This is a genomic window from Pseudomonas sp. NBRC 111139 (genome assembly GCF_001753955.1).
GTDB lineage: Bacteria > Pseudomonadota > Gammaproteobacteria > Pseudomonadales > Pseudomonadaceae > Aquipseudomonas > Aquipseudomonas alloputida.
The window spans coordinates 17605-34824 of record NZ_BCBP01000070.1; the positions used below are offsets into that span (position 1 = coordinate 17605).

A 17220-nucleotide genomic window follows, 5' to 3' on the forward strand; every position below is an offset into this window, starting at 1 on the left:
CGAGATTACAACCTGAAATGCCCCACCATGCCCTTCAAATCGGTGCCCAGCTGCGCCAGCTCGACACTAGACCGGGCATTGTCCTGCATCGCCAACGCCGCCTGGTCCGCACTGCCGCGAATCTGCGTGACACTGCGGCTGATCTCTTCCGCCACCGAACTCTGCTGCTCGGCGGCTGCGGCAATCTGCTGGTTCATCTGCTGAATCAATGACACCGCTGCGGCAATGCTGCCCAGCGCACTTTCGGTCTGCAGTGCATCGGCCACGGCCAGCCGCACCAGCTCGGTACTGCCGCGGATCTGCGTCACTGACTGTTGGGCATTGCCGCGCAGGCTGGCCACCAAGGTCTCTATCTGCTCGGTGGATTGCCGGGTACGCCGCGCCAGGGCGCGCACTTCATCGGCCACCACGGCAAAGCCGCGCCCCTGCTCGCCGGCGCGGGCAGCCTCGATGGCAGCATTAAGCGCCAGCAGGTTGGTTTGCTCGGCCACGCTCTTGATCACTTCCAACACGTCACCAATGGTGTGGATTTCGGCACTGAGGCTGTCGATGCCGGCGCTGGCAGCTTCTGCCGCCGACGCCAGCTGCTCGATGCGCTGCATGCTCTGGCGCACCACCTGCTGGCCGGTGTCGACCTTCTCGTCCGCCGCCTGGGCCGCCTGCGCCGCCTCCTCGGCATTGCGCGCCACATCGTGCACCGTGGCAGTCATCTGCTGCATGGCGGTCGCCACCTGTTCGGTTTCTTCCTTCTGGCTGCCCACCTCGCGGTTGGTCTGCTCAGTCACCGTCGACAACGCCTGGGCGCTGCCGGCCAATTGTTCGATGCCCTGCTGCAAGCCGCTGACAATGCCCGAGAGCCCCGCCGCCATCTGCTGCATGGCCTGCATCAGTTGCCCCACCTCATCCCGGCGCGGCGCCTGGGCGTCGAAACCCAGCTCCCCCGCCGCAATGCGCTGGGCACGGGCAATCACATGCTTCAACGGGCCGACCACAGCCCGGGTAATCAGCCAGGCCGCCAACACGCCTACAAGCAGCGCCAGCGCCGTGGCCAGGCCGATGGCCAAGGCATTACGCTGCAGCTCGCCCTGCAGGGCCTGCTCCTGCCCAAGGTAGGCCTGGTCGACACGACCGGTAACCCGCTCGGCGCTGGCTTGCAACTGCGCCTTGAGCCCCTGCTCGCGGGCCAGCTGGTCGGTGTATTCGTTGAGTTTTTCCGAGAAACTGCCAATGTGCCCCGCCACTTCGCCCAACACACTCTGGTAACCGGCATCGCCAACCGCGCCTTGCAACTGGCTGACCAGGCCAGCGGCCTCCACCGTCTGGGCAATACGCTCCTGGCTCACACCCTCCTCGCCCTTGCGGCTTTTTTCCAGGCGTACCCGTGCTTCGTCCATGGCCTGCAGCATCAGCCGCGACACCTGGGCCACCTGCGCGGCTTGCTCCAGAAACTCGCCACCCTGCTGGCCCTGGGACTGCTTGAGGGTGTACACGCCGTCATCGGCCAGGCCGGCCTGCAGCACATCAAGGTTGTTGGACACGTTGGACACCGACCAGCTGGCCATGTCCAGCGCCAGCTCCTTGGCTTGCACGGCCTCGACAAAGGCTTCGAAGGCCTGGCCATAGGCCGCAAGATCGGTTTGCGCCGCCGCCAGCGCCGGCAGGCCGCGGGCGCGCTCCACCAAGCCCTGCAGGCCGCCACGCAAGGCGTCGGCCTGCTGCGTGTCGGAGCGCAGGGCAAACGCCTGCTCATGCTCGCGCAAACGCAGCAAGTCGGTATTGAACTGGGCCAGCTGACGCAAGCTGTCGAAGCGCTGGCCAACGCTGTGCAACGCCGCGACGCCGATAGCCGCCACCGCCAGTGTCAGCAGCAGCACCAAGGCAAAGCCCAGGCCAAGTTTGCGGGCCATGCCCAGGTTGGCCAGCACACCGTGCTTGCTCGCGCCCATCGCCGATCCCCTTTCAGCCAGTGAGGTTATCCGAAGGCTAAGGGTGGCAACGTTGTCTGCCAATGAACAAGGGGCTGACGTCAGAATAGTGTCAAATAGCTATGTCTTGTCGTTTTTGGCTGCAAAAGGGTCGCTTTCAGTGCCAGCTGTAAACGATATCACTAGGCCATCAATGATAGCCCGTCCCTCAACCTGCGACGGCGCCCACCCATATTAAATCGGCGCAAGTAAAACATTCATTTATTCCAATCCACACTTTATTAATCACTCTTGACGCCATTAAATTTGCGCCAAAAGTGGGGTATTGAAATTTTTTTAAACACCCCTGCACACAATAAAAACGTCGCTATCGTGATCGGTAACTGGCCCGTTCTCCGGACCTGCAGTGCACCCTGGAGCTTGCAATGAAAACAGCCATATTTACTGCTGTGGTCACCCCGTTGCTGCTGTTTACTGTGCCAACCGTTGGCTATGCCGAAACTTCCACCGCCCCGTTATTCACCCTTGGCTTACAAGGGAGCTACACCCAACTGGAACTCAACGGCCGTAATAATGAAACCGAAGATATGCCCGAAGGGGGCTTATTCCTCAACTACGGCAACAAGATGACGGCCACGCAAGGCCTTGTCTACCAGGCCGAGGCCAGTGGCATGTACTCGAAACAGCATGACCAGAAGCTCAAGGACGGCCAGGCCGACCTGGACCTGGGTTGGCGGTTGGCACTGGCCGAACGGCATTCAGTCGACCTGCTGCTGGGCGCCGGTTACAAATGGAACCGGTTGGAACCCAATACCAGCCGCCATGATGTCGACCTTACCAACCGCACGCCGTTCGCCAAGCTGGCGGCGGGTTACAATTACCGCTTCAATAATGCCACCTTGCGTTTCGAGGCGGGCATACGCCAGGTTATCAATGGCGATTCGCAATTGAAAATACATGGCATCAGCAACGAAGAGCTTGATTTGAAAGATACCACCAACCCCTTTGCCGAACTTAGTGTGCTGTTCAACCAACACGGTACTGTGCCGGTATACGCTTCGCTTTACTTCAGCCGCTACAACTATGAACTGGATGGGCAGTTCCTGATGACTGACTCGGACGAACAAACCCGTGACGAGTATGGCCTGAAAATAGGTGCCAGCTTTTAGCCGAGTGGCCAGCTGACTGCCCGGCTTGCTCAAGAGAGGCCTGGGTACGCGCAGCCTGCCCATGCGCGACATGGTGGGTTTGGCCTGGGGTTGGTGAGCGCACGCGCAGGTGCGGGCTTGCCCACGCAGCAGCCCGCACGGTAACGACTCAGATCGCCGTAGCCCCACCATCCACCGTCAGGCAATGCCCGGTGGTAAACGCTGCGCCGTCACTGCACAGGTACAGTACAGCGCTGGCGATTTCCTCGACCTTGCCAATGCGCCCCACCGGGTGCATGGCTGCGGCGAACTCGGCCTTGCGCGGGTCGGCCTGGTAGGCGCGGCGGAACATGTCGGTGTCGATCACGGCCGGGCACACGGCGTTCACGCGGATGCCCTTCTTGGCGTACTCGATGGCCGCCGACTTGGTCAGGCCGATGACCGCATGCTTGCTGGCACTGTAGATGCTCATCTTCGGCGCCGCCCCAAGCCCCGCCACCGACGCGGTATTGACGATGGCCCCACCGCCCTGGGCCAGCAACAAGGGCAACTGATACTTCATGCACAACCACACGCCCTTCACGTTCACGCCCATGATGGCATCGAACTCCGCCTCGCTACCTTCGGCCAGGCGGTGTTGCTCGATCTCAATCCCCGCATTGTTGAAGGCGTAGTCCAGCCGACCGTAGGCGGCCATCAGGCGCTCATGCAACTGGCGCACCTCGGCGTCGCGGGTCACGTCGCAAGCAATGAACAGCGCTTCGCCGCCTGCCGCGTGGATCTGCGCCACGGTGGCCTCGCCGCCGAACGGGTCGAGGTCGGCCACCACCACTTTCATGCCCTCGTGGGCGAACGCCAGGGCGGTTGCCCGGCCGATGCCGGCACCCGCGCCGGTCACCAGGGCTACCTGGCCAGAAAAGGTCATGCTCATCGCGTGCTCCTGTGAGGGGTTGGGTGGGGTTCAGAGCATAGTCAGCCACCGCTCGGCCGGGCAGCATCATCACAGCAACGGTTGGGCTACCATGCTTGTCAGTGATTTTAAGGAACCGCCTTCATCAACAAGGTAGATTGAACGCCTTACGCCCTCCACAGCCCACAAGGACCCGCCATGACCCAGACCAACCGCCGCTTCCTGCTTGCCAAACGCCCGGTCGGCGCCGTGCGCCGTGACGACTTCAGCTTCGAGACCGTACCCGCCGAGCAACCCGGCGAAGGCCAGGTACTGGTGCGTAACCTGTACCTGTCGCTGGACCCGGCCATGCGCGGCTGGATGAACGAAGGCAAGTCCTACATCCCGCCCGTGGCCCTGGGCCAGGTAATGCGTGCGCTGGGTGTAGGTGAAGTGGTTGCCTCCAATCACCCCGGCTACCAGCCCGGCGACCACGTGAGCGGCGCCCTCGGTGTGCAGGACTACTTCACCGGCGAGCCCCAGGGCCTGCACAAGATCGACCCCAAGCTCGCCCCCCTACCCCGTTACCTGTCAGCCTTGGGCATGACCGGCATGACCGCCTACTTCGCCCTGCTGGAGGTTGGCCAACCCAAAGCTGGCGATACCGTGGTCATTTCCGGCGCGGCCGGTGCGGTGGGCAGCATTGTCGGGCAGATTGCCAAGATCAAGGGCTGCCGCGTGGTCGGCATTGCCGGCGGTGCCGAAAAGTGCCAGTACCTGAAGGACGAACTGGGCTTTGACGGCGTGATCGACTACAAGGCCGAAGACGTGCTGGCCGGCCTGAAGCGCGAATGCCCCAAAGGCGTGGACGTGTACTTCGACAACGTGGGCGGCGACATCCTCGATGCCGTGCTGACGCGCATCAACTTCAAGGCACGCATCGTGATTTGCGGCGCGATCAGCCAGTACAACAACAAAGAAGCGGTAAAAGGCCCGGCCAACTACCTGTCGCTGCTGGTCAACCGCGCGCGCATGGAAGGCTTTGTGGTGATGGATTACAGCAAAGACTACGGCAAAGCCGCGCTGGAGATTGCCGGCTGGCTGGCCAGCGGGCAGGTGAAGAGCAAAGAGGACGTGGTGGAAGGGCTGGAAACCTTCCCGGAGACCTTGTTGAAGCTGTTCAGCGGGGAGAATTTTGGCAAGTTGGTGTTGAAGGTTTAAACGCCCCTGCACGGCACCGATGGCCCGGCACACGCCCTTGTAATCGGGTTCACCCGCGAAAGGGCCGGGCCTGCCGGCCAATTTCCACCGGCCGTCCACCGTTGCCCCCGCCACCGTATTCGCGGGTAAACCCGCTCCTACACGGGGGGCGCAGCCGCATCAATGGTTCGACACAGGCCTCGGTGGCCCGAAAGGGCCAGGCCTGCCGGCCAATTTCCACCGGCCATCCACCGTTGCCGCCGCATTCGCGGACACACACATCGCTGGCTCAGCACAGCCCGTCGTAGGAGCGGGTTCACCCGCGAAAGGGCCAGCCCTGCCGACCAATTTCCACCGGCCGTTCACCGTTGCCGCCGCTACCGTATTCGCGGGTAAACCCGCTCCTACACACGGATCGGGGGTGCAGCCACATCAGGGGTTCGACACAGGCATCGGTGGTGGGCCCACATCGGTGGTTCGGCGCAGGCCCTTGCTGGACAACCGCAGGTTAATTACCCACGAATCTCCGCCACCACCGCTGCCAACGCTTGCGCAGGGTCTGCAGCCTGGCTGATCGGCCGGCCGATCACCAGGTAGTCCGAACCGGCATCCAGTGCCTGACGCGGGGTGAGGATGCGGCGCTGGTCATCCTGCGCGCTGCCCGCCGGGCGAATGCCCGGGGTCACCAATTGCAACGATGGGTGCGCCGCCTTCAGTGCCGGGGCCTCGAGCGCCGAGCACACCAAACCGTCCATACCCGCTTTTTCCGCCAGCGCCGCCAAACGCAGCACTTGCTCTTGGGGGTCGACATCCAGGCCAATGCCGGCCAGGTCTTCACGCTCCATGCTGGTCAGCACGGTCACGCCAATCAGCAACGGCTGCGGGCCGCTGCGCTTGGCCAGCTCTTCACGGCAGGCCACCATCATGCGCAGGCCACCGGAGCAATGTACGTTAACCATCCACACGCCCATCTCGGCGGCGGCCTTTACCGCCATGGCGGTGGTGTTGGGAATGTCGTGGAACTTGAGGTCCAGGAACACTTCGAAGCCCTTGTCACACAGGGTTTCGACAATGCCCGAAGCGCTGCTGGTGAACAGCTCCTTGCCAACCTTCACCCGGCACAGCGCAGGGTCAAGCTGGTCAGCCAGCTTCAGGGCGGCCTCACGGGTAGGGAAATCCAGGGCGACGATCAGGGGCGTCTGGCAGGCGGACATGGGCAGGGTCTCTTGGCAAGTCGTAAACGGCGCGCATTGTAAACGAAGTGACGCAGGCTTTGGGGCCCGCAGGTCACGGAATTGGCCCTGCACGGCCTGGCACCTATAATTGAACCAACGGAACGGGCAATTGCTCAAAACTTATGTAACCGTTGCCCATGGCCCGATCTAAGGAGAACGACAATGCCCTGGTATGCCTGGCTGATACTCATCATAGCCCTCGGCTCGATTGTCGGCGGGTTGATGATGCTACGCGACACGGCCAAAAAACTGCCGCTGACCGAAGAGCAATTGCGCAAGGTACATGAGCGCAATGCCGAGGCGGATGCCAAGGACGCACAAGACCGCTAAAACGCCCAGCCCTTCAGGCGCTGCGCCTGCGGGAGCGCGCCATTCCCGGCACGTAAAGGCCGGGCCAGGGCATCACCCCGGCCCCTGCCCGCTTACTCCACCATCACCTTGTCCCGGTTGCGCTCCAGCAACGCATTGCCTATGCCCTTTATTTCCAGCAACTCATCCACTGAAGCAAACGGCCCATTGGCCTCGCGGTAGGCCACGATAGCCTCCGCCTTGGCCTTGCCAATGCCGTTCAGCTCCTTTTGCAGGGTGAGTGCATCTGCCGTGTTCAAGTCCAGCCTCGGCGCCTGCTGTGCCTGGGCCTGGGCCACCACCGGCACCGGTTCGGCCACTGCCATGGTGCTGGCCGGGGCGGCGCTAAGGGAGAACGACAAACTGGTGAACAGCGGCAGCAGCAGGTACGACAGAACGTTATTGCGCATGGTCAACACTCCTTGGGTTGGTCATTTTCCAGCAACCGTTTTCCTTCGGCTGCGCAACCAACCCTAGCGGGTAACCCGGTCGCAACACACCCAACCACCCCGGCGAATGGTTACCGAATCGGTCAGCAAAACGCTCAACTTCGCCCCCCCACCAACAGTGGCCGTTTCCTCCTCGCTCGGCCCCGGCCCTTGATGCACAAGACTCCGGCCCTGTGCCTGTAGCCAAATCCCGGTTGGTTCGACACCCACTGCCCACCAATGCCCGGCCATTCTCCTACAATGCCCGCCGAACAAGGCTCACCCCGTAAAGCAGCCGGCCGTGGCGGCTTCAAGCGCATCTGGAACATGGCGACACCAACGCCCCGCTCAACACCCCCGATCGATGTACAGGGCTTCCCCCGCGAATGCGGTGGCGGTTCGCGGGTAAACCCCCGCCGACAACGGTCGGCAATAACGGCGAAGCTACTTGCCTTGGGGTGCACACTCAGCACGTCAGACTTTCCTGAAACCCTGCCCCACCTCTTCAGCTCGACAACCAAGCGAACTATCCTACGCGCCAGTCAGAAGCAGCTGAATTGTCGGGGAAATGCCCCAGGGATAACTTCACCGGGTCGCCCTGTTGGTGACCGGGTGTGAGAACTCGTTGTGCACTGCTGCTCTACTGTTCAATGGCAGCCATTCGCGGGCAGGCTTCGGCTTGGCCGGTTTCAGTGCATCGGTTTCTCACCCCGCGCAATGGCTGCCACCTTTGTCCGTGAGAAAGATCGAGGTGGTGAGTTCTAACAACGCACTGGAATCTCACCATGAAGAACAACAACCAATCCCCCCTCCTCACCGCAGGCATCGAAACCTTCCTCGAAGCCGGCAACCCCACCCTGGACCTGCTCCGCGTCCAACCCGGCATCCCCGTCGATGACGCCTATGAACACGTCTCCGTCCTGCTGGGCTACTGCAAGCACCTGGTACGCGAAGGTGACATGGAAGACGACCACAAGATGCTGGGCGCAGCGGACTACCTGCTGGCCACCGCAAAAGCCCTGATGAACGACATCGAGATTGCGAAAAACAGGCAGCACTGAAGGGAATGACGCGAGACCAGGCGAGGCTATGCCTCGCTTGCAGTCAGAAGAAATGGGCTTCATCAGCCCAGACATGGCGAGGGCAAACCACTGCAGTGGCCAAGCCCCCGCCCTGTGGGAGCGGGCGCGCCCGCGAACACCGGCACCGCCGGTGCCATCCCCCCCAATGCCTACAAGATCACAGCCCCCACCCGCCGCTCAAATCTCCCTGCGCGGATAAACACTGATAAATGCCGAAATGGCAATCGCGTCCCCATCATCCACCTTCACCCGCGGGCTCTGCCCCGAGCGCTTGATGTCAGAGGCAAACTCAGCGGTCTTGAATGCCTGCTCAAGCTCGTCACCGCCCGCCCCGGCATAAACGACCACCTGGGTACCGGTATTGTGCTTCTGCAGGGGCAACTGCTTGATCTGAACCTGCACACCCGCCTTGGTCAGCGCAACGGCAATTTCCTTGGCAAAGCGCACAGCTTCCTTGTCATCTTTGTGGATATTCAGCAACACCACCGGCGCCAGCGTCTTAGCCTTCAGCTCGCCCGCCAATGCCTTGAACGCATCATGCGCCTGCGGCGTCAGCGCTCTGGGCTTCAGGCTGGCTTCCAGCTTCAACCGCTCGGCCCTCTCGCGCTCCAGTTCCGCCCTGAGCGCATCGTTCTGCTCCATGAGCTGCTCGATCTCCAGCCTGGCCTGCACGTCCGACTCCTGGACGACAGTAACCACCTGCGCCCCCCGGGAAACGGGCACTTCGGCTTGCTGGTTTTTTACATCCGAGGTCATATGGGCAATGATCATCGCACTGGCGGCGATCAGCGCTGCGATTACCGCAGTGGCAGAGGCTATGGCATGGATAAGGCTGGCTGCGTCTGCTGAAATATCAGGCATAAACAACTTCTTGAAGTTAGGGATGTTCATCGTTTCACGGTCAGGCAGGCGTGCCGGGCAGATGCCACGGTACGGGTACAAGTCGAGCCAGAAGGCTAGCGAGGCTTGGCAGATTGCCATAATTTTGCGGGTTTTGCTGAAGGGAAGTGTATTTCACGACTAACCTGGCGGCTCACTTGGCGTTAAGCGACTTGTGACAGGTAAATCCGATACTCGGCCGACGCTCTCTACCCAACATCCGACAGACTATTCCCTCTTAATATGAACGTGTGCCCCTTTTCGGGGCAGCACGCTGAGCCGCTTCAAGAAATCAGCCGCGGTGACGGCCACGGAAATAGTTAATTAGCCCTTGAGTGGATCCGTCTTCAGCGGTTTCTTCCAGATTGCCGGTGAGTCGCTGATAGACACCTTCGCCTAATTCCTTGCCCAACTCTACGCCCCACTGGTCGAAGGCGTTGATACCCCAGATAACGCTCTGTACGAACACCTTGTGCTCGTACATGGCCACCAGCGCACCCAGCCGGCGGGGGCTGATGCGCTCGACCACCAACGTGTTGCTCGGGCGGTTACCCGGGATTACCTTGTGCGGGGCCAGCTTTTCGATGTCCGCTTCGTTGAGGCCTTTAGCGCGCAATTCGGCTTCGGCTTCCTCGCGGGTTTTGCCCAGCATCAGCGCCTGGCTCTGCGACAGGCAGTTGGCGTACAGCCACTGGTGGTGGTCGGCCACCGGGTTGAAGCTAACCACCGGCACGATGAAGTCGGCCGGAATCAACTGGGTGCCTTGGTGCAGCAACTGGTGATAGGCATGCTGGCCGTTGCAGCCCACGCCGCCCCAGATTACCGGCCCGGTGTCGGTCTTCACCGGAGTACCGTCTTGCAATACGCTCTTGCCGTTGGATTCCATGTCCAGCTGCTGCAAGTGCTTGGTGATGTTGCGCAGGTAGTGGTCGTACGGCAGGATCGCGTGGCTGTTCGCGTCCCAGAAGTTGCGATACCACACGCCCAGCAGGGCCAGTAGCACCGGCATGTTCTTGTCGAACGGTGCGGTCTGGAAGTGCTGGTCCATGGTGTAGGCACCGCACAGCAACTCCTTGAAGTTGGCCATGCCGATGGCGAGCGCGATTGGCAGGCCGATGGCCGACCATAGCGAGTAACGGCCACCTACCCAGTCCCACATTGGGAAGATGTTCTCTTCGCGAATGCCGAAGGCCACGGCGGCGGCCTTGTTGCTGGAAACCGCAATGAAGTGGCGATACAGTTCGGCATCCGTACCACCCTGGGCCAGGTACCACGTACGTGCGGCCATGGCATTTTTCAGCGTTTCGAGGGTATTAAACGACTTCGAAGAGACGATGAACAGGGTGGTTTCGGCGCGCAGGTTGGCCGACAGTTCGTGGAACTCGCTGCCGTCGATATTGGCCAGGTAGTGGCAGCGCACGCCGCGCTGGGCATAGGGTAGCAGCGCTTCGGAAACTAGCTCGGGGCCGAGGAACGAACCGCCAATGCCAATGTTGACCACGTCGGTAATCGGCTTTTCGTTGTAGCCGCGCCATAGGCCATTGTGGATGCGGCTGACCAGCTCGGTGATCTGATTAAGGACTTTGTGTACCTCTGGAATGATGTTCACTCCATTGACGCACAACTTGTCAGCCACCGGCCGACGCAACGCGGTATGAAGCACCGGACGGCCTTCGGATGCGTTGATAACCTCGCCGCTGAACATCGACTGGATAGCCGCCTGAAGACCGACCTCTCTGGCCAGCTTCACCAACAAGTCACGAGTCTGCTCGGTGATCAGATTTTTGGAGTAATCCAAGAACAGGCCGCAGCTGCTGAGAGAAAATTCATCAAAGCGTTTGGCATCTGTGGCAAAGGCTTCACGCATGCTGAAGCCTTGCATGGCATTGCGGTGTTGCTGAAGCGCCTTCCAGGTTGGCAAAGCAGTGACATCGTGAGGTGTACGGTAAAACGCCATTGCAGGGAGATCCTTGATGCTAGGTAATGCTTGAGCCCGGCAGTCATTGCTAGGTTCAGATTCGGCGCCATTATAGGCATTGAGCACGCACTGGAAAGGGGAAAGCCAGAAAGGTTAGCTTTCAGGAGCGACGAAAAGCGCGTTCTTTGCTGCTCTGATCCGCCTAATACAACAAACCCTGATCAACCTAGCAAAAAATTGTAGAATCGAATCAACAACGCGTAGCGAGAGAACGCTGTATTTCGCCCTCGCCACTCCCTATGGGCCTCTCCCCATGGACATATTGAGTAAAAAATGATCAAGATCACCCCCAAAATCGAATGCTCGAACTCCGCTCCTTTTGTCCTGTTCGGTGGTATCAACGTCCTTGAGTCAGAAGACCTTGCCATGACTGCATGCGCGGAATACGTTCGAGTAACAGACAAGCTGGGCATCCCGTATGTTTTCAAGGCTAGCTTTGATAAAGCCAACCGCTCTTCCATTCACTCCTTCCGCGGCCCTGGCATGGAAGAAGGACTGCGCATCTTTGAAAAGGTGAAAGCTGAGTTCGGCGTTCCGATCATCACCGACGTTCACGAAATTTACCAAGCTGCCCCGGTCTCTGAAGTGGTTGATGTGTTGCAGCTTCCTGCTTTTCTTGCACGGCAAACCGACCTTGTGGTAGCGCTTGCCAAGACTGGCAAGCCTGTCAATATCAAAAAACCCCAGTTCCTTAGCCCCTCGCAAATGCAAAACATCGTGCACAAATTCAAGGAGGCTGGTAACGGCCACTTGATCCTGTGCGATCGCGGTACTTGCATGGGCTACGACAACCTAGTCGTAGATATGCTTGGCTTTGGCGTAATGAAGCGCACCTGTGATGACTTGCCTATCATTTTTGACGTGACGCACGCATTGCAAAATCGCGACCCATCCGGCACTGCTTCTGGTGGCAGACGCGAGCAGGTCGTGGACTTGGCACGTGCTGGCATGAGCGTAGGTTTGGCTGGCCTGTTCCTGGAGGCACATCCAAATCCGGAACAAGCCAAGTGCGATGGCCCCAGCGCACTGCCACTAGACAAGTTGGAACCGTTCCTAGCGCAGATCAAGGCACTGGATGATCTGGTCAAATCTTTGCCGCCATTGATTATTCCTTGACAGACTTAATGGTGACAAAATCGGACTCACCAGGAAAGGCACTTAGCCGTCCTTGAGTTTGCGCTAGGAAAAGCTGCTTCTAATTCAGAGGCAGCCAGAAATCAAAATAGATGTAAAAAATCATCCAAGCACTCAAACTAAATATCCCACCATTTATTTGCAACCCCAAATCAGGACACCCTAACGTAGCTTAAATAAATACAAAACATTAACCGAACCAAAATCACACAAGCCAATGCGATCCGAATTCAGTGACAACCTATATCATCAAGCTAACTATGACTGATACAAGGCAATATTTAGCCCGAAAGCTGAGCAACACCTCTGCTAGCAAGATGATCTCCCGCTCTCCGGACCAGCAATTCCGACGGCCACACGCCAGCCGACACGCGGTTCTTGCCCTAACTACCGCCAATGTGCGTACTCATGAATCCGCCCCCCCAACCTGTAGGCAGTGTGAAAAGACCCAAAATTTTATAAAAATTTGCCACATTTTTCCTTGACGCTCGCGGCTAGCCCAATTACCCTCGCCCACCTTAGTACATGGAAGTATCCGGGATATTCCCTGCCTCCCACCTAGGGAATCGGGCCTTTCGTGAAGATGAATTCCGGCGTGCTTAGGCGCGCTGCTTTGCTTTGCGGTCGCCATCTTGAAGCCTCGTTCCTCTCTGCAGATTCAGAAATCAGTCATTTTTGCTCTCGTCTTACGTGAGGCGCGCGCACGAATCGGTGACAGTCGCCTCGGTGCCGTATGGATGCTACTAGAACCATTGGCGCACCTTCTGCTTTTTTCCCTTCTATTTGCCATGCTGCGTGGGCGCACCGTTTCTGGTGTTGAGTACCCAGTTTTCATCTTGGTTGGTATGGCTCCGTTCCTGCTCTACCGCAATACTGCCCTGCGTCTGATGGACAGCCTGCGTGAAAACCGATCCCTATTCGGCTACAAGCAGATCAAACCCCTAGACACTTACATAGCGCGCGTCATCGTCGAAACCTGCATTGCTGCGACCGTTTACGCCATTTTGGTGTTTGGTTTCGCTTGGTTTGGTTTCGATATGTCTGTTCACAGGCCTCTCCAATGGATATCAACACTGCTTCTGGGCTTGCTGTTCGCTTTCGGCCTAGGAATGCTCTTGGCCTTGATCACCCACGCCTTACCTAGCCTGAAGATCGTCATACGAATGGCGTTCTTCCCACTCTACTTCATCTCAGGTGTGTTGATCCCCGCATCCTACCTACCTCAGGCCATGATGCCAGTACTCTTGCTAAACCCTTTCCTGCACATTCTAGAACTGATCCGCGCCGAAGTTCTGCCCCACTACACCCCGGTCGACGGCGTATCTGAGACCTACGTGTTTACCTTCACCCTGGTTTTGCTGTTCCTGTCCCTTGGCGCTTATCGCGCACGCAGGATGCATCTTATCTCCACCAAGAACGGTTAAGTACAGGCCAAAAGTGTTTGAACTCAGAAACGTCACAAAGTCGTACCTCACCCCCAAAGGTCGCCGATACGTCTTCCGTAACCTGTCAATGGCTATACCGCCAGGCAAGAACATTGGCCTAATCGGCCGCAATGGCGCAGGCAAGTCCACGCTCATGCGACTGCTTGGTGGGGCCGACGTTCCGGATTCCGGAACGATCGTCACAGACCGAAGCATCTCCTGGCCTGTTGGATTGACTGGTGGTTTTCAAGGCAGCATGACAGGCCGCGACAATATAAAATTTGTATGTCGCGTTTATGGCGCCACTGGCGAAGCCATGCGTGAAAAAGTACGTTTTGTCCAAGAATTTGCCGAAATAGGTGACTGGATTGACGAGCCTATCAAAACCTACTCCTCAGGTATGCGGTCGCGAGTAGCATTTGGTTTAAGTATGGCCTTCGATTTTGATTACTACCTAATTGATGAGGTGATGTCGGTCGGGGACGCACAATTTAAACGTAAATGTGCAGAAATTTTCAAAGACAAATTAAAAAAATCTAATATCGTGCTGGTTTCCCACTCCATGCCAGAGATTGAAAAGCTTTGCGATGTGGTGCTGCTTGTACGCAATGGTGGCATACAGATTTATGACGACGTCGCGGAAGGCATCAATGCTTACAATACTTGATCACCCTCTATTCCATTTAAGTGACACCGTTCCATTTCAAGGATGCATCCAACTATGAGCAGTACGGGCAACAAGAAGGGCTGGCGCCTAACAATCGCCATGGTGATTTTGCCAATGATTTTGGCAGCCGTATACTACTGGGTGTTTGCAGTTGATCGTTTTGTCAGTTCTGCTCAAGTAGTCGTGCGTCAAGACGGGAATAACCAAGGCGCTCAAGTTCCTGGCTTGGCCACCCTACTGACCGGCGCCAACCCCGCATCAAGAGAGGAAACGCTCTATCTTCGTGAATACATCACCTCTATGGACATGATGTTGTTACTGGAGAGCCAAGTGCATTGGGTGGAACAGTTTTCCGCTCAGCGCAGCGATGTGTTCTTTTGGCTAGACAAGGATGCCCCGCGAGAGGACCTGCTGAAATACTACAAGCGTATGGTTTCTGCCCACTACGATGAGACTACCGGCCTGCTACAGGTAGAAGTCCAAGCCTTTACACCTGAACTATCCGAGCAAATGCTGCGCGTGATTCTCCAAGCAAGCGAGCATTTTGTAAACGAGGTTAGCCACAACATAGCTCGTGAACAGATGAAGTTTGCACAAGGTGAACTGGAAAGCGCTCGCCAGAACTATGCCAAGCGTAAAACCCAACTGCTGACCTTCCAAAACGACAATAAGGTTCTCGACGGCGGAAACACCGCACAAAGCCGTGCAACTATCATTGCCGAACTGGAGAGTCAGTACACTAAAGAACAAGCAGCCCTTACGGAGATGTCCTTCAAACTGCGCGGCAATGCACCACAGATCCGTCAGCAGAAGCAAAAGGTCGAAGCTATCACCCAGCAGCTAGCCAAAGAAAAGCGGTTACTTGTTTCCTCCCCCCAAGGCTCCCAGCTTAACGTAGTAGCCTCACGCTACCAACAATTAACTCTCGACGCCGGTATCGCGGAAGAGACCTATAAAACCTCTGTCGCGGCACTAGATAACGCACGCATCGAGGCGAGCAAAAAAATTCGCACTTTGGTCACAGTAGTCAGCCCCAATACCCCGCAACTCGCTCTCTACCCAGAGCGTTTATATAATTTGGCAACTATTCTTTTAGGCCTCCTGATGCTATACGGCATCACTCGCTTCATTTTGGCTTCGATCGAGGATCATCGTGATTAAATCTCTGGCTTTCTCTCGCAATTTCAACCTGAAGCTAGCAGCGGTGGCCTTAGCGACACTTGCCTTGTCCGGTTGTGGCGGAACACTTTCTGGCGCGGGGCCATACAAGGGTGCAATTGAAGAAAAAAATGGCTCTTATACTCTTGTAGATATCAATTCTAAAACTATCGCACCCTACATGCGTGACGCTGAACCTCCTGCTTTAAAAAATGTGACCAAACCACTTTCACCAGAAGTGCGTTTAATGTCTGGCGACATACTCAATGTACTCATCGCTGACACTGCACCCGAAGGTTCTGCACTATTCGCACCGCTTGCCACTGGAGGCACACAGCTTAAATCCCGAATTGATGCTCAAGGGATGCTGTCTCTACCTTATGTAGGGAGACAGTTCGTGGCTGGCATGACGTTGAATCAGGTTGAAAACATGATTCGTCGTCAGCTCAAAGGTATTACCTCCGACGTGCAGACCCACGTCGAGTTAGTAGGAGATCTATCTGGATCAGTTCTGGTCGCAGGTGCAGTCAAATCTCCTGGTCGTTTCAGCACACTCCAAGGGCCACTAACATTACTTGACGCTGTAAATCAGGCTGGAGGCCCAGTATTGGAACCGCACTTAGTGAACGTCACTGTCCGCACAGGTAATGATGTAAAGCAATTTAATTACGAAGATATCCTTGCTGGCAATAACATGGTTCTTCAGCCTAACTCTGAAGTGGTGCTCGATCGGGCAAGGCAGCGTTTTGTCGCGATGGGCGCAGTAAATGAGCCTGGCCTTAAAGACTTGCCCGCTAGGAACACTAGCTTGCTTGATGCGCTCGGCTCTGTTGGGGGTTTACGCGAAGGTAATGCGAATGCAGAAGGTGTATTTGTTTTCCGGATGGAGAATGGCAGTTCCAAGCCTAAAGTTCTTCGGCTGAATATGCGCGATCCCGCCGCTATTTTCTATGCGCGCCAAATTGTCATGAAGCCGGACGATACAATTTACGTCACAAATGCGGCCGTTTATGAGTGGCAAAAAATTATTTCACCTATCGTTCAAACAATGATTTTCAGCCGCGCCACCGGAATCGCAAACTAACCGCCCAAAAGCCAGCGCGAGCAGTTCTGCTGCTCGCCCACAACGATATTAAATACTACCCTCATGGCCAGAAAACGTAATAGAAACACCAAACGCGCCCAGAACACTAATTCGACTAGAATAGCAGCACCAATCAAACCTGAAGTTCTAAAATTGCCATTTGAGATACCTGAAGGCCTCGAAAAAAAAACCTCAGAATCCACTTATTCAATTATTGCAGCTGTATACAATGTTGGTTTGTACCTAACCGCATTCTTTGAGTCCATAGTAAATCAAACCATTGATTTTGAACAATACATTGAAATCATCATGGTGGATGATGGCTCCACTGATAACTCCGCAGAAATAATCAATCAGTGGGTTAGAAAGTACCCATTTAACATTCGCTATATCAAACAAAGCAATGCAGGTCAGGCCCAAGCCCGTAATAATGGATTGCGATATGCGAAACATGATTGGGTCACATTCGTCGACCCCGATGACTTTTTATCGCTAAACTATTTTGAAGCAATTGATCAGTGCTTACAAAACGCACTGCGCAACGGTAAAGAATTGAAAATGGTTAGCGCCAACATGATTTTCTTCATGGAAAATCGTAATGAATTTAGCGATAACCATGCGTTGAAATTCCGATTTGCTAA

Annotated in this window: 16 protein-coding genes and 1 pseudogene; 10 read left to right on the forward strand and 7 right to left on the reverse strand. The window is 56.9% G+C overall.

Annotated features, from left to right (window positions below):
- Positions 1-5: 5 nt before the first annotated feature.
- Positions 6-887, reverse strand: coding sequence for a methyl-accepting chemotaxis protein (locus tag BJQ17_RS32645; protein ID WP_370626784.1), 882 nt, complete (start codon positions 885-887; stop codon positions 6-8).
- A 27-nt stretch (positions 888-914) separates the two neighbouring features.
- A pseudogene (locus tag BJQ17_RS32650) lies at positions 915-1946 on the reverse strand (methyl-accepting chemotaxis protein); the annotation flags it as partial.
- 404 nt (positions 1947-2350) lie between these two features.
- Between BJQ17_RS32650 and BJQ17_RS24450 the strand changes: the two are divergent.
- Positions 2351-3094 carry an outer membrane beta-barrel protein gene (locus BJQ17_RS24450; RefSeq protein WP_070096779.1) on the forward strand — a complete coding sequence of 248 codons (744 nt, stop codon included), beginning with the start codon at positions 2351-2353 and terminating at the stop codon, positions 3092-3094.
- Positions 3095-3242: 148 nt separating this feature from the next.
- On the opposite strand, the gene BJQ17_RS24455 is transcribed toward BJQ17_RS24450, so the two are convergent.
- A complete protein-coding gene (locus BJQ17_RS24455; RefSeq protein ID WP_070096780.1) occupies positions 3243-4004 on the reverse strand; it encodes an SDR family oxidoreductase in 762 nt (253 codons plus the stop codon).
- A gap of 177 nt (positions 4005-4181) precedes the next feature.
- Here BJQ17_RS24455 and BJQ17_RS24460 point away from each other — a divergent pair, with 177 nt between their 5' ends.
- A complete protein-coding gene (locus tag BJQ17_RS24460; RefSeq protein ID WP_003252767.1) occupies positions 4182-5183 on the forward strand; it encodes an NADP-dependent oxidoreductase in 1002 nt (333 codons plus the stop codon).
- Positions 5184-5674: 491 nt separating this feature from the next.
- Here BJQ17_RS24460 and pyrF read toward each other — a convergent pair whose 3' ends face one another.
- The gene (gene pyrF / locus BJQ17_RS24465; protein ID WP_003252765.1) at positions 5675-6376 is read right to left on the reverse strand and encodes an orotidine-5'-phosphate decarboxylase; all 702 of its coding nucleotides are present in this window, start codon (positions 6374-6376) and stop codon (positions 5675-5677) included.
- A 183-nt stretch (positions 6377-6559) separates the two neighbouring features.
- On the opposite strand from pyrF, the gene BJQ17_RS24470 reads away from it, so the two are divergent.
- A complete protein-coding gene (locus BJQ17_RS24470) occupies positions 6560-6727 on the forward strand; it encodes a DUF2897 family protein (RefSeq protein WP_003252762.1) in 168 nt (55 codons plus the stop codon).
- 92 nt (positions 6728-6819) lie between these two features.
- On the opposite strand, the gene BJQ17_RS24475 is transcribed toward BJQ17_RS24470, so the two are convergent.
- Entirely contained in the window at positions 6820-7155 is a 336-nt protein-coding gene (locus BJQ17_RS24475; protein ID WP_003252760.1) for a ComEA family DNA-binding protein, read from the reverse strand.
- A gap of 803 nt (positions 7156-7958) precedes the next feature.
- Between BJQ17_RS24475 and BJQ17_RS24480 the strand changes: the two genes are divergently transcribed.
- Positions 7959-8234 carry a DUF3077 domain-containing protein gene (locus BJQ17_RS24480; RefSeq protein WP_003252758.1) on the forward strand — a complete coding sequence of 92 codons (276 nt, stop codon included), beginning with the start codon at positions 7959-7961 and terminating at the stop codon, positions 8232-8234.
- 198 nt (positions 8235-8432) lie between these two features.
- Here the strand turns inward: BJQ17_RS24480 and BJQ17_RS24485 are convergent, their stop codons facing one another.
- Positions 8433-9236, reverse strand: a complete 804-nt coding sequence (locus BJQ17_RS24485; RefSeq protein ID WP_070096781.1) for a hypothetical protein — start codon at positions 9234-9236, stop codon at positions 8433-8435.
- Between the two features lie 190 nt (positions 9237-9426).
- Positions 9427-11091: a glucose-6-phosphate isomerase gene (gene pgi, locus BJQ17_RS24490; RefSeq protein WP_070096782.1), complete on the reverse strand. Its 1665-nt coding sequence runs from the start codon at positions 11089-11091 to the stop codon at positions 9427-9429.
- Positions 11092-11385: 294 nt separating this feature from the next.
- Between pgi and kdsA the strand changes: the two genes are divergently transcribed.
- The 6 genes from kdsA to BJQ17_RS31385 form a co-directional block, all read left to right on the forward strand.
- Complete coding sequence (gene kdsA / locus BJQ17_RS24495) at positions 11386-12228, forward strand: 3-deoxy-8-phosphooctulonate synthase (RefSeq protein WP_070096783.1); 843 nt, start codon at positions 11386-11388, stop codon at positions 12226-12228.
- A gap of 650 nt (positions 12229-12878) precedes the next feature.
- Positions 12879-13670 (forward strand): ABC transporter permease, encoded by a 792-nt coding sequence (locus BJQ17_RS24500; RefSeq protein WP_083285107.1) that lies wholly within the window; start codon positions 12879-12881, stop codon positions 13668-13670.
- Positions 13671-13758: 88 nt separating this feature from the next.
- Positions 13759-14337 (forward strand): ABC transporter ATP-binding protein, encoded by a 579-nt coding sequence (locus BJQ17_RS24505; RefSeq protein ID WP_256559932.1) that lies wholly within the window; start codon positions 13759-13761, stop codon positions 14335-14337.
- 54 nt (positions 14338-14391) lie between these two features.
- Positions 14392-15498 carry an ABC transporter permease gene (locus BJQ17_RS24510; protein ID WP_070096786.1) on the forward strand — a complete coding sequence of 369 codons (1107 nt, stop codon included), beginning with the start codon at positions 14392-14394 and terminating at the stop codon, positions 15496-15498.
- Positions 15491-16579: a polysaccharide biosynthesis/export family protein gene (locus BJQ17_RS24515; protein ID WP_070096787.1), complete on the forward strand. Its 1089-nt coding sequence runs from the start codon at positions 15491-15493 to the stop codon at positions 16577-16579. The genes BJQ17_RS24510 and BJQ17_RS24515 overlap by 8 nt, the downstream gene beginning before the upstream one ends.
- A 63-nt stretch (positions 16580-16642) precedes the next feature.
- Positions 16643-17220 (forward strand): glycosyltransferase (locus BJQ17_RS31385; protein WP_139139815.1); only part of this gene is annotated, 578 nt, incomplete at its 3' end.